Annotated in this window: 11 protein-coding genes and 1 tRNA gene; 4 read left to right on the top strand and 8 right to left on the bottom strand. The window is 71.1% G+C overall.

The annotated features are described in order from the left end of the window. Positions 1-635: 635 nt before the first annotated feature. Together AC3CF1_RS21695 and AC3CF1_RS21690 are read left to right on the top strand one after the other, a co-directional pair. Positions 636-788, top strand: a complete 153-nt coding sequence (locus tag AC3CF1_RS21695; protein ID WP_354982558.1) for a hypothetical protein — start codon at positions 636-638, stop codon at positions 786-788. 305 nt (positions 789-1,093) lie between these two features. Next, entirely contained in the window at positions 1,094-2,011 is a 918-nt protein-coding gene (locus AC3CF1_RS21690; protein WP_210916411.1) for a copper transporter, read from the top strand. Between the two features lie 91 nt (positions 2,012-2,102). On the opposite strand, the gene AC3CF1_RS21685 is transcribed toward AC3CF1_RS21690, so the two are convergent. Then, positions 2,103-2,176 (bottom strand) — tRNA-Thr (locus tag AC3CF1_RS21685). A 144-nt stretch (positions 2,177-2,320) separates the two neighbouring features. On the opposite strand from AC3CF1_RS21685, the gene AC3CF1_RS21680 reads away from it, so the two are divergent. Next, positions 2,321-4,063 carry a metallophosphoesterase family protein gene (locus AC3CF1_RS21680; protein ID WP_099849989.1) on the top strand — a complete coding sequence of 581 codons (1,743 nt, stop codon included), beginning with the start codon at positions 2,321-2,323 and terminating at the stop codon, positions 4,061-4,063. Between the two features lie 117 nt (positions 4,064-4,180). On the opposite strand, the gene AC3CF1_RS21675 is transcribed toward AC3CF1_RS21680, so the two are convergent. From AC3CF1_RS21675 to tmk, 6 genes are all read right to left on the bottom strand, one after another. Continuing rightward, positions 4,181-5,020: a PSP1 domain-containing protein gene (locus AC3CF1_RS21675; protein WP_088951182.1), complete on the bottom strand. Its 840-nt coding sequence runs from the start codon at positions 5,018-5,020 to the stop codon at positions 4,181-4,183. Between the two features lie 312 nt (positions 5,021-5,332). Beyond that, complete coding sequence (locus AC3CF1_RS21670; RefSeq protein WP_488451139.1) at positions 5,333-6,013, bottom strand: hypothetical protein; 681 nt, start codon at positions 6,011-6,013, stop codon at positions 5,333-5,335. Then, positions 6,013-6,318, bottom strand: coding sequence for a type VII secretion target (locus AC3CF1_RS21665; RefSeq protein WP_088951180.1), 306 nt, complete (start codon positions 6,316-6,318; stop codon positions 6,013-6,015). The genes AC3CF1_RS21670 and AC3CF1_RS21665 overlap by 1 nt, the downstream gene beginning before the upstream one ends. 1 nt (position 6,319) lies before the next feature. Beyond that, positions 6,320-6,649 carry a YbaB/EbfC family nucleoid-associated protein gene (locus AC3CF1_RS21660; RefSeq protein WP_007454690.1) on the bottom strand — a complete coding sequence of 110 codons (330 nt, stop codon included), beginning with the start codon at positions 6,647-6,649 and terminating at the stop codon, positions 6,320-6,322. 145 nt (positions 6,650-6,794) lie between these two features. After that, on the bottom strand, positions 6,795-8,060 hold the full coding sequence (locus tag AC3CF1_RS21655) for a DNA polymerase III subunit delta' (protein WP_354982992.1): 1,266 nt from the start codon (positions 8,058-8,060) through the stop codon (positions 6,795-6,797). After that, positions 8,060-10,159: a dTMP kinase gene (gene tmk, locus AC3CF1_RS21650; protein ID WP_088952150.1), complete on the bottom strand. Its 2,100-nt coding sequence runs from the start codon at positions 10,157-10,159 to the stop codon at positions 8,060-8,062. The genes AC3CF1_RS21655 and tmk overlap by 1 nt, the downstream gene beginning before the upstream one ends. Positions 10,160-10,467: 308 nt before the next feature. Between tmk and AC3CF1_RS21645 the strand changes: the two genes are divergently transcribed. Further along, on the top strand, positions 10,468-11,676 hold the full coding sequence (locus tag AC3CF1_RS21645) for an amino acid deaminase/aldolase (RefSeq protein WP_354982991.1): 1,209 nt from the start codon (positions 10,468-10,470) through the stop codon (positions 11,674-11,676). Positions 11,677-11,708: 32 nt separating this feature from the next. Here AC3CF1_RS21645 and AC3CF1_RS21640 read toward each other — a convergent pair whose 3' ends face one another. Then, entirely contained in the window at positions 11,709-12,314 is a 606-nt protein-coding gene (locus AC3CF1_RS21640) for a TetR/AcrR family transcriptional regulator (protein WP_354982990.1), read from the bottom strand. Between the last annotated feature and the right edge of the window lie 221 nt (positions 12,315-12,535).

Below are 12,535 nucleotides of genomic sequence, written 5' to 3'. Positions count from 1 at the left end.
GCTGTTCCGCTTCACCATGAGGTGATACTGCGGCCTGCGGTGCTCAGCTAGTCGGTGGTCCTCAATCCAGACCGTCTCTCCGGCTTGGACCAGGACAGGGCGCTCGGGCACGAAACGATGCCACTCGGTAATCAGCGTCAAGCGGTCCGCCTGCTCAGGCACCCCCCTGTACGGCCTGCTCACGCCGGGACCGATGTATCGGTTCTTCTTGCTGATGTGTCCCCCGTTCAGTGGCCCGTCCGTCACGGTGCCACACGGCTCAGGAAGGGTGGACACGGGTGGAAGCTGCTCGGCAATGACCTGGCTTGACCTGCGTCACCAAGCTGGTTCGCACGTCCAACGCGGGTCTGTTCGGTGACGACCTGGACGCGGTCGCCAACCGGCTGGACGAAGCGGTCGCTGCGCGGGATGCGGACCGGCACCATTAGCGGCGGCGTGGTCGACTTGGAGAAACGGCAATTGACCTGGGCTTCTGTACCGAGCTGCCTGACGGAATCGAACCGTCGACCTACGCATCACGAGTCGGCTGCACGGCGCTGGTCCGCCGCCTGCCACTCCTAACCAACCTGGTATCCCGGTCCGTCATCGTCCGCCGATGACCGCTGGTTTGGCTGCTCGGCTTTCAGTCGCTTGTGATGGCCATCGAGCAGGTCAACCGCTTCTCGCAAGCTGCACCCGCGCTGTTCACGGATGAGGACAAGAGCTTGTATGTTCCGTCCTGCCCGAATCAGCTCATCAAGATCCTGGTTATCCACCCCATCAGGATCCCCGACCGACCCGCCGGCTGAGCTGACGCCTCGCTTACAAGCTCTGTGCACATTGTCCACCAGCGGCCGGCAGCGTCCGGCGCGGTTGCTGTCATCGTTGCTGTCAACAGCCACCGTTGCCGCCTCGCCGGGACTGCCTCGCAGTGGCGGATGATGGGCGCTGGATGCCGCTGACCACGGTGAATTTGCCGTTTAGAGTCAATCGCCTGTCGTCAGCCGCCGAATGATCACCCAGTTAACCGCCGCTCTCCTGCTGGCGGCGGGCGGGCTCGCACCGCGCGGGTTGTCCCAGTGACTCGTACGGACCTCGTCATTAAGGTGTGCCGATGATCAATTTTCGCTACCACGTCATCTCGCTTGCTGCGGTGTTTGTCGCCCTGGCGGTCGGTGCGGTATTCGGTACCGCCGCAGCGAACGGTTACGCCACCGACGTGCTCCGGGGCTCCATCGATGCAGCGCACAAGACTAACGATCAGCTTCGTCAGACGACCGATGACCTCCAAGAGGAGGCGAGCCGTAAGGACGACTACATCAACGACACGGCGCCCGCAGTACTGCGCGGGACGCTGGCCAACCGTCGGATCGTGGTGCTGACGACACCATCCGGACGCGACCGCGCCGAGGGCGTGATCGAAAAGCTTGAACTGGCCGGCGCCGCCGTATCCGGGCCCATTCACATCCAGGAAGCATTCTTCGACCCGAAGAACAGTCTGGACCTGCTTGGGCTGACCCGCCGTAGCAGCCCTCCGCCGATCACTCTGCCGGGCAACAGCAACGGAGTCGAAACCGCCAGCGCCCTCCTGGCCACGACTCTGCTCGGACCGGCCAGCGCCCACCATCCAACGGTGATGCCTGCCTTCGCGAACGCCGGATACCTCGCCGCACCCAAGCAGCTCGATGGCCCCTCAGATGGGGCGGTCCTGGTGACCGCGGCACCGTACGTGGAGCGAAACTCAGCCGAGCGGAACGCCGCGATCGTGACCATGGTCGCACAGATCGCCATGATCGGTCCGACCGTCTTGGCGGGCACGATTTCCGGTGACGGCAGCTCTATCGGGATAGTCCGCGGCGACGAAGCGCTCCATGCACGGATCTCGACGGTAGACGGTGTAGCTGGCGCGCAAGGTCAGGTCGTAGCGGCGCTCGCCCTGGCTGAGCGGATTACCGCCAACCGGGGCGGCCGCTACGGCACTGCCGGTGACGCTGACGCCCTCATTCCACGGCAAACGATCACCGGCGGATGAGCTTCACGACCTCATCAGGACCGCTGACCGTCAGAGGAGCCGACCTTAAAAAACGGCGAAGCCCAGGCCAATGACCTGGGCTTCTGTACCGAGCCGCCTGACGGAATCGAACCGTCGACCTACGCATTACGAGTGCGTCGCTCTAGCCGACTGAGCTAAGGCGGCAACGATCAGCAAGTGTACGGCACCACCCGCCCTCCGCTCGAACGGGATACCCCTGGCAGCCCTGTCGTCGCCAACCGGACATCGGCCGCCATCTAGCCGTTTACCGGACAGCGGGTGATCGAATGCGGGACTACGCTGCGGCGGGTGAGCGACGAACGCGACGATTCCCCCCACCAGGAGCGTCCTGCCCGCCCCCCGGGTGGCGAACGCGCCGCCCACCGTCCGCGTAGCACCGACCCGCTGGAGCTGGGCTTCACACCGCGCAAACCGGTGCCGTGGCTGGCGCCGTTCCTGCTGATCAGCACCGGCATCCGTACGCTGCTGGCCGTGCTCTTCGGGGCGTACCTGGACAAACGCGAGTTGCAGAACGCGTTCGGCGACGACGTCTTCCGCCAGGTCGGGCCGGACGGCGGGCTGTGGCTGGACTACGTGGCCGACCTGGGCGACGGTTTCAACGCCACGTACTCGGTGGCGTACCTGCTGGCGCAGCCGGAGCTGACGGTGGACGGGCACCGGCTCGCCCGGGCGCAGACCCTGGTGATGGGTGGCGACCAGGTGTACCCGTCGGCGGCCTACGCCTCGTACGAGGACCGGTGCAAGGGCCCGTACCAGGCCGCGCTTCCGGTGGCACCGCCCGAGAAGCCCACGCTCTTCGCGGTGCCGGGCAACCACGACTGGTACGACGGACTGACCGCGTTCCTGCGCCTGTTCGTCCGCTCCCGCGACCGGAACTTCGCCGGGTGGCGCACCGGGCAGTCACGGTCGTACTTCGCGGTGGAGTTGCCCGCCGGCTGGTGGCTTCTCGGCGTGGACGACCAGTCCGGCTCGTACCTCGACGACCCGCAGTTGGCCTACTTCGACGAGGTCGCCCGGCAGCTCGGCCCGGAGTCGAAGGTGATCATCGCGGCGCCGGCGCCGACCTGGGTCAAGGCGGCCGACAACCCCACGGCGTACGACTCGATCGACTACTTCATCCGGACGATCATCGACCCGACCGGGGCACGGGTGCGGCTGCTGCTCTCCGGCGACCTGCACCACTACGCCCGCTATTCCGGGCCGGACCGGCAACTGATCACGTGCGGCGGTGGCGGGGCGTATCTCTACCCCACACACAAGCTGCCCGAGCGCATCGAGGTCCCACCGCGGGACACGCTGGCCCGCCGGGCCAGCTCTGCCCAGCCGTACGACCTGGTGGCCCGCTACCCGGACGCGGCCCGCTCCCGGCGCTACGGCTGGGGCATCTTCACCCGGCTGCCGTTCCGCAATCCCGGCTTCACGACTCTGCTCGGGACCCTGCACACCCTGCTCATGCTGGCCATGGCGGGTGCCACCGCGAACTGGGCGGACAGCACCAATCAGCGGCTGTTCAGCGTTCCGCTGGTGTTGATGGTGCTCGTGACGGTGCTGGCGGCGATTCTGTTCGCCAAGCCGCCCAGCGCGAGCGGCAAACGCCACGCACGGCACGGCATCCTCGGCGTCAGTCATGGCGTGGCGCATGTGGCCCTGGCGGCGGCCGGCACCTGGGCGTGGTTGGCGCTGCCGTTCTACGACTGGCCGTGGCCGCTGCCGGCGGTCGCCGCGGCAGTTCTCTACGGCCCGGTGATCGGCCTGGTGGCCAGTCAGCTGGTGGCGGCGTACCTGTTGGTGGCGGGGTCGTTCGGGGTGAACGTCAACGAACTCTTCGCCGGGCAGGGCATCGAGGACTCCAAGGTGTTCCTGCGGATGCGCATCGACCCGGACGGCACGCTGACGATCTACCCGATCGCGGTGGACCGGGTCTCCCGCGACTGGCAGGTGAACCCCGACCAGTCCCCCACCCAGAGCTGGCTGACCCCGAAAACCCGCCTGATCCCCCGCCTACCCGAACCCCCCACAGTCCTGCACTAACCCCACCCCACCCCACCCCTCTCCGTTCGTTGACCATGAAGTTGTTGCCCCGACACGCCGGTCTGGTTGGCAATAACTTCATGATCAACGGGGACAGGGGTGGGGGTGGGGACAGGGTCAGGGGGTGTAGTGCTGGTCGTGGGCCTGGCGAGAGCCGCAGACGGAGGCGCGGGAGCACATGGAGCGGGAGCCGTCGGCGTCGAGCCGCACCGTCACCGCGTCGCGGGGGACGCTGTGGCCGACCACCCGACCGTCGCCCTCGGGTGTGGAGACCCGGCTGCCGACCGCCGGGGCGGTCTCCTGGAAGCGCTGGTACAGCGGATGTTCGTACTTCAGGCAGCACATCAACCGGCCGCACGCGCCGGAGATGCGCAGCGGGTTCAGCGGCAGGTCCTGGTCCTTCGCCATCCGGATGGTCACCGGCTCGAAGTCGGTGAGGAACGTGGCGCAGCACAGGTCCCGACCGCAGGAGCCGATGCCGCCCTGCACCCGCGCCGAGTCGCGGGCGGAGAGCTGACGCAGCTCGACCCGACAGTGCAGGGTGGCGCCGAGGTCACGGACCAGGGAGCGGAAGTCCACCCGGTGCGGCGCGGTGAAGTAGACGGTGCTGCGCTCGCCGCCACCCTCGGCGGAGCCGAGCACGTGGTCGACGGCCACCACCTTCATCGGCAGGCCGTGCGAGCGGATCAGCCGTTTCGCGGCGACCTTGGCCTCGGCCTTGCGGCGACGCAGCGCCTCGTCCCGGCGCAGGTCGTCGTCGACGGCCAGGCCCACCAGGCGGGGGAAGCCGTCGGTCTCCTCGGTGACCCACTGGGCGGCCCACACGCACTCCGCCACCTCGGGCCCGTCGTCGGTGGGCACCAGCACCTTGTCGCCCACCTGTGGGCGCAACTCGCCCGGGTCGAGGTAGTAGAGGCGCCCGTACCGGTTGAAGCTGACCGCGCAGAGCATGCCCATCCCCCCACCCTACGACGGTCCCGGGCCGAGGGGCACGTCGGCCGTCGCCGGACGACTACGCCCCGCTGCCATTCACGTCCGTCGACTTGACCTATTGCCGGGCGGCCCGTCGTGCCGTTGCTCCTCGACCGGACGGTTGATTCCGGGCCGCGGCACGAGACAAGACGCACTCCGGAGGCGTTGAGTGGAGGCATACCTGCGGGGGGTGCAGGGGGAAGACCACGGCGTCGCCGTGGGGCCGGCTGAGGTCAGGCGCCCGCGAGCGACGCCGTGGCCTGTCCGGGACCCGGTGGCCCCGTCCGGGGGATCTGGCTACCAGCCGACCCGGGTGGGCTGGTCGTAACGGGGTCGCCCGTCCACCGGCGGTCGCCACGCCGCCTCGGCGAGACTCGGCGCCCACTGACGCAGCAGCGTCTCCGCCCCGTCGTACGCGACGCACAGCACCGCCAGCACCCGCGCGCCGATCTCGGCAGCGTCGGCCACACCGGGCCCGATCGGCCCGGGGCGCGTTGACACACCGGCGGCGGTGGCGGCGACCACGGCGACCGCCTCGGCCGAGCGGAGCACGTCGGCCAGCGTCCGGGCCAGCGCGAGACGGCTCCCCTCCACCCAGTCGGCTAGCGCGTCGGCGTAGCCGGCCGTGGACTCGAGTCGCCCGACCAGGCTGTCCGGCCCCTCGTCGAGGTGACGCAACAGTGCCGCCCGCTGCTGCCCGTACGCGGTGGCGGCCGGACCGGACCAGAGCAGCCCGTCGGTGAGCGCGGCGGAGACGTCGTCGTACCCCCGGACCAGCCGGCGCACCGCGTGCCCGGCGCCGGCGAGCGGCGCGGAATGAAGGTCGAGGAAGCCGCGGGCGGCGTCGCCCGGCAGCACCTGCATCCGGCGCAGCAGCGGCCAGACCCGGTGCCCCTCGGGGACACCCGCGGCGATCAGCGCGTCCACCCGGCGCAGCAGGTCGAGGCCGGGCTCGGCGAGCCGGTCCAGCGCGTCCATCAGGGCTCCCCGACGAGCCGGCGGCGGGCCGCCCGGTCGACTTCGGCATAGCGGTCGGCGGCCTCCCGGACCGCCGCCGCGGCGGCGGACAGTCGACCGGCGGCGGCGCGGGCCTCGCGGGCCCGGTCGTCGGTGGCGGTGGTCCACTGCCGGTGCAGCGCGCGACCGATCTCGCCGGGGCGACCGGGGGCGTCGGTGCCGAACGCGGCCTGGGCCGGGTCGGTGGCGGTGACGGTGTGCGAAACAGCGGTGAGCGTGGCGCTCGCCTCGTCCAGCCGGGCGGAGAGCGCGCGCAGTGTGTCCATCTCAGGCTCCCGCGAGCGGTCGGTAGGCGGCGAACGTCTCGTTGTGCAGCTTTTCCCGGGCCCACTCGGCGGCATCGGCCGCCGCGGTGACCGCGGCCTGCACGGAGCCGGCCACATCCCGAGGGCTGCGGGTGTGCAGCGGCCCGAGGAAGCGGACGTCGGTGATCCGCCCACCAGCGGTGACCACCACCTCGACCAGACCGTCCGGCGACCGGACGGTCACCTCGACGGTGGACACCGCCTGGTCGAACTCGGCCTGGAGCGACTCGATCCGGCGGTAGCGCCGCACCGCCTCCTCGATCCAGGCTTCGTCGATCTCCCCCCGCGGCATCGGCCGACTCCTCCCGGTGATCCCTCACTCAGCGTGCTGCCACCGTCACCACGGCACACCGGACCGTACCGCACAGCAATTGCGTGTGTCGATGCCTGTGGATGACCAGTCCGGCGAGCGGGACCAGGGCCTCCGAGGGTGCGGGTCAGCCCTTCCAGAGGGCGAGCATCATCGCCTCGACCGCGATCCGCGGTTTGACGTTCGCCTCGATCGCCGCTCGGCAGGCGAGCACGGCCTCCAACCGCCGCAGCGACCCCTCGGCGTCCCACTTCTGCGCGCCAGCGCCGGCCAGCGCGGCGGTGTCGGTGTGCACCGGGGCGACGGGCGCGCGCAGCGCCATGGTGAGCGCGTCCCGATAGAAGCCCGCCAGGTCGACCAGCGCCCGGTCCAGGGCGTCCCGCTGGGCCCGGGTGGCCCGCGACTTCTGCCGCTTCTCCAGCTCCTTGAGCTGGCCGGTGGCACCCCGGATCGCACCGGACGCGCCCCGCCCGGTGCCGCCCGCGCCGAGCGCGGTCTCCAGCGCCGCCCGCTCGGTCGTGTCGGATTCGGTGACCGACGCCTCGGCCTCCGCCTCGGCCGCCTCGATCAGCGCGGACGCCGCGTCGAACGCCGCGCCGACACCGGTCAGCCGGCGCGGCACCGCGAGCACCGCCTCGCGCCGCTTGCGGGCCTCCGGGTCGCGGGCCAGGCGGCGGGCCCGGCCCACGTGCCCCTGCGCTGCCGCCGCCGCCCACTGCGCCACGTCGGGCGCGATGCCGTCCCGACGGACCAGCACCTCGGCCACCGCGGTGGCCGGCGGCTGCCGCAGGGGTACGACCCGACAGCGCGACCGGATGGTCACCGAGATGTCGTCCGGGTGGGTGGACGGGGCGCAGAGCAGGAAGACCGTACGCGGCGGAGGCTCCTCGATCGCCTTGAGCAGCGCGTTGCCGGCGGCCTCGGTGAGCCGGTCGGCGTCCTCGATGACCACCACCTGCCAGCGCCCGCCGGACGGGGTGCTGGCCGCGCGGAGCACCAGCGCGCGCATCTCACCGACGCCGATGGAGAGCCCCTCCGGCACCACCAGTCGGACGTCGGCGTGCGTGCCGCCCATCGTGGTGCGGCAGCCGGGGCACTCGCCGCAGCCGGTGCCGTGCACGCACTGGAGTGCGGCGGCGAACGCCCGGGCGGCGACCGAGCGACCGGAGCCGGGCGGGCCGGTGAAGATCCAGGCATGCGTCATCCCGGTGGACGGGTCCACCTCGGCGGGCGCGCTCGCGGGCTCGGCAGCGCTGGCCGGGCCTGCGGCGACCAGCGCCGGTGCCCGGTCGACCGCACCCGCGCGCAGCACGGCGGCCGCCGCGGCGGCGGCCCGGCGCAGCTCGGTGACCGCCTCGTCCTGACCAACCAGGTCGGCGAAGACGTCCGGCATCAGGTCTTGTGCTCCATCGTCACCAGCTCCGCGTCGGATAACTCAGGCTGCACCGACGTGTCCGGGCCCTGCGCCGGCCGGGGGTGCACGATGCCGCCCGGCTTGCCGAGCATCTCCTCGACCCGGCGGACCACCTGCCGGTTGATCTCCTCGACCGACCGGGACGCGTCGAGCACCAGGTAGCGCTTCGGGTCGGCGGCGGCGAGGTCCAGGAACGCGTACCGGACCCGCTCGTGGAAGGCGACCGACTCGGCCTCCAGCCGGTCGGTGCCGGTGTTGCGTGAGGCCACCCGGGACAGGCCGGTCTTCGGCTCGACGTCCAGCAGCACCACCAGGTCGGGCTTGAGCCCGCCGGTGGCCCACGAGGACAGCCAGGACACCTCGTCGACCGGGAGTGTCCGCCCCGCGCCCTGGTACGCCAGGGACGAGTCGACGTACCGGTCGCTGATCACCACGCCACCCCGGACCAGGGCGGGCCGGACGACGGTGGCCACGTGGTGTGCCCGGTCGGCGGCGTAGAGCAGCGCCTCGGCGCGCGGTGACGGCGCGTCGTCGCCCGAGGTGTCCAGCACGAGAGACCGGATCCGTCGGCCGACGCCGGTCGCACCCGGCTCGCGGGTGACCACGACCTCGCGTCCGTGGCCGCGCAGCCGCTCGGCGAGCGCGGTGAGCTGGGTGGACTTGCCCGCGCCCTCGCCACCCTCGAAGACCACGAAGAGCCCGGCGGAGACGAACGGCTCGGCCGGCATCAGCGGACGGCCCCGGATGGATCCCCAGAGGTCGGCGAGGACCGGCACGCCCTTCTTGTCGTCCATCTGGCCGAAGGCGCTGATCCCGGCGAAGATGCCGGCGGCACCGGCGGCGAGCAGCAGCAGTCGGGTGGAGGACACGGAGATGCCGAGGTCGGCGATGGTCAGCTTGCGGGAGCCTCCGACGCCGACCAGCACGCTGCTCAGCCCGATGGCCAGGATCAGCACCAGCCGGGTGCCGATCTGCACCACCGCGAAGACCCGGCCGCGCACCTCGTCGGCCACCTCGCCGCCCAGCAGCGTGGTGCCGGCCAGGAAGGCCATGCCGGCGCCGGCGCCGACCAGCACCGCGCCGACGATCGCCATGGACAGGTGGATGGCGAAGGCGAGGGTCATCACCGCGGCGCTGGCCAGCACGATGCTCATGCCGAACCAGCGGCGCCGGGACATCTCCTTGACGACCATCGGGCCGAGCCCGATGCCGAGCGCCAAACCGAAGAAGATAGCGCCGAAGAGCAGCGAGAACGCGGCGTCGCCGGCGCCCAGCGAGTTGGCGAAGAACTTGGCAGTGCCAACCACGATGCCGCCACCGGCGAACGCGCCGAAGATGCCCAGCACCAGGCCACGGACGAGCGGGGTCTCGCCGATGTACTTCCAGCCCTCGGAGAACTGCCGGAACATGCTCTGCTCGGAACGCTCGGCCTCACCGCGCTGCGCCTCGCTGATCTCCTTGATCCCGAATGCCACCACCAGTGCGGTGGCGAGCCGGGAGAAGGAGTTGATCCAGAGCGCGAGCTGGGCCGGCTCGGCCCAGGAGGGCAGGTCGCCGCCGACGGCACCACGGACGCCACGGTCGAGCACGGCCAGGCCGATGGCGGCGGCGATCGGGGTAAGGCCGTACGTGGTGATCAGGGTGAGCTGGTTGGCCGCCTCCAGCCGGGACCGCGGGATCAGGTTGGGGACCGCGGCCTCCTTGGCCGGAATCCAGAGCAGGGTGAGCGACTCGATCAGGAAGGTGGCGATCAGCGCCCAGCCGACCACCAGGCCGCCCGGGGCGCCGGAGAGGGCGTAGAGCGGAATGGAGGCGAAGAGCACGAAGCGCAGCAGGTCACAGATGACCATCGTCCAGCGTCGGTCGAACCGGTCGGCGAAGACGCCTGCCACCGGGCCGAGCACCAGCGCGGGCAGCAGCCGGATCGCGGTGACCCCGCCGAACGCGGCGCCCTGGGCGGTGCTGCCCTGCACCTGCGAGGCGGCGAAGAGGGCGGTGGCGAGCAGGCCGAGCCAGTCACCGAAGGAGGCCGCGCCGAGCACGATCCAGAGCCGCCGGAACGGCCGGATGCGCAGCACCGAGCGGATCGCGGCATAACCGGACGGATCAACCTGACCGCCGTTGGGCTGCTTGGCGGCGTTGCCCGACTGCTCACCCGAGCGCGACACGCCGGGCGACTCGCCGCTGTTCTGGCTTTCGATGGCCGTACCTCCACGTGCCGGCCCATCGCTGGGCACCTCCGGTGGAACACTCTAGACCCGGTGGGGGGCCACCCCACGGGCGACATTCTCCTGCTCGCTGAGCCTAGGCCGCCGGAGGTACCGGCCGCAGCCCGGACGTACGCGAGGGTATTTCGCATTCTCCGTCGGACAGTTAGCGTGCATACGTGGCCATCGAAAGCGACAAACTTCGCGAGCGCCTGGATCGGGCGACCGCACACCTCGACCCGCCGTACGCGGTGGTCGATCTCACTGCCTTCGACGCCAACTCGGCCGCCCTGGCCGACCGCGCCGCCGGCAAACCGGTCCGGCTGGCGAGCAAGTCGGTCCGCTCCCGGGAGCTGATCAACCGGGCGCTCGCCCGGCCCGGCTGGCGGGGAGTGATGGCGTTCACCCTGCCCGAGGCCATCTGGCTGGTCCGTGCCGGTGTCAGCGACGACGTGCTGGTCGCGTACCCGAGCGTGGACCGGGCGGCACTCGCCGAGCTGGCCGCCGACCCGGCTCTGGCCGCCTCGATCACCCTGATGATCGACGGCACCGGGCAGCTCGACCTGATCGACGACGTGCGCGCCCCCGGGCAGCGCGCCGAGCTGCGGCTCTGCCTGGATCTGGACGCCTCCTGGCGGCCGATGCGCGGGCGGGTGCACGTCGGCGTCCGCCGCTCACCGGTGCACAGTGCGCGGGCTGCCGCCGCGCTCGCCGCCACCGTCGCCGGGCGGCCGGGCTTCCGGCTGGTCGGGCTCATGTCGTACGAGGCGCAGATCGCCGGCCTGGGTGACGCGCCGCCGGGGCAGACGCTGCTGGCGGGCGCGATCAGGCTGGCCCAGCGCGGGTCGTACCGCGAGTTGCTGGCCCGCCGGGGTGCGGCGGTGGCCGCGGTACGCGAGCACGCCGACCTGGAGTTCGTCAACGGCGGCGGCACCGGCAGCGTGGCGGCGACCAGCGCCGATCCCGCGGTCACCGAGGTCACCGCGGGATCGGGCCTGTACGGGCCGACGCTGTTCGACGCGTACCGCGCCTGGCGGCCCACCCCGGCGGCGTTCTTCGCCTGCGCGGTGGTCCGCCGGCCGACGCCGGAGTTGGCGACGGTGCTCGGCGGCGGCTGGATCGCCTCCGGCCCGGCGGCCGACAGCCGGTTGCCCCGACCGTGGCTGCCGGCCGGGCTCAAGCTGGTCGGCAGCGAGGGCGCCGGCGAGGTGCAGACCCCGTTGTCCGGCGCGGCCGCGGCCACCCTCCAGGTCGGCGACCGGGTGTGGTTCCGGCACGCCAAGGCTGGTGAGCTGTGTGAACGGGTCAACGAGCTGCACCTGGTCGAGGGGGACGCGGTGGTGGCGACCGTCCCGACCTACCGGGGTGAGGGGCAGGCGTTCCTCTGACCTGCCGCCCGCCCCGGGCCGGCCGACACGGGTCAGGCGGGCTGGGCCACCTCGACCGATTGCTCGGCGGCGACCCGACCGCTGTCCGGGCCGTCGACCTGGCGATGCAGGTACTCCCGGATCAGGGCCTTCGCCTCGAGCAGCACCCGCTCGTCGCCGTCGGACCTGCGCCGGAACGCGAGCTTGATCAGCGCGTCCGCGGCCTCGACCGCGATCTCCAGGACGAAGCGCAGCTTCGGTACGTCGGTGAGCCCGAAACGTTCGGTGAGCACCCGGGCCAACTGGTCGGCGATCACGCCGTTGTTGTCCCGCTGCTCGTCGAGCAGGTGCAGGTCGACCACGTCGCCGAAGTGCAGGGTACGGAAGCCGGGCACGGTGCGGTGCATCGAGATGTACTCGTCGATCCCCGCGTCGACGCCATCCCACCAGTGGGTCATCTCGTCCGAGGCGAACCGCTCGTCGAGGCGCTGGAGGTAGGACTCCATGGTGCGCAGGGTCAACGCCTGCACGATCGCCCGTTTGTCCGGAAAGAACTGATAAACCGACCCGATCGCCACTTCGGCTCGTTCGGCGAGCAGGGTCGTGGTCAGCCCCTCGTACCCCACCTCGTCGACGAGTTCGGCGCAGGCATCCAACATGCGCTGTACCCGCGCGACACTTCGACCCTGCACCGGTACGCGGCGCAGCGGCCCGGTCGTGGCGGCTGGTGTGGACACTCGGCGCCACCCCCCTTCGACGGATGAACATATCTCCACGTCACGAGTCCGTGACTACCGGTACAACGAGCGGATCGCAATTGCGGTATTTACCAGGTACAACGTTCCTGATATGAAGTCAGTTCATATTCATGAATGAGGAG

Source organism: Micromonospora sp. MGP-C2, assembly GCF_057766525.1.
This window is presented reverse-complemented; position numbering and strand designations above follow the sequence as displayed.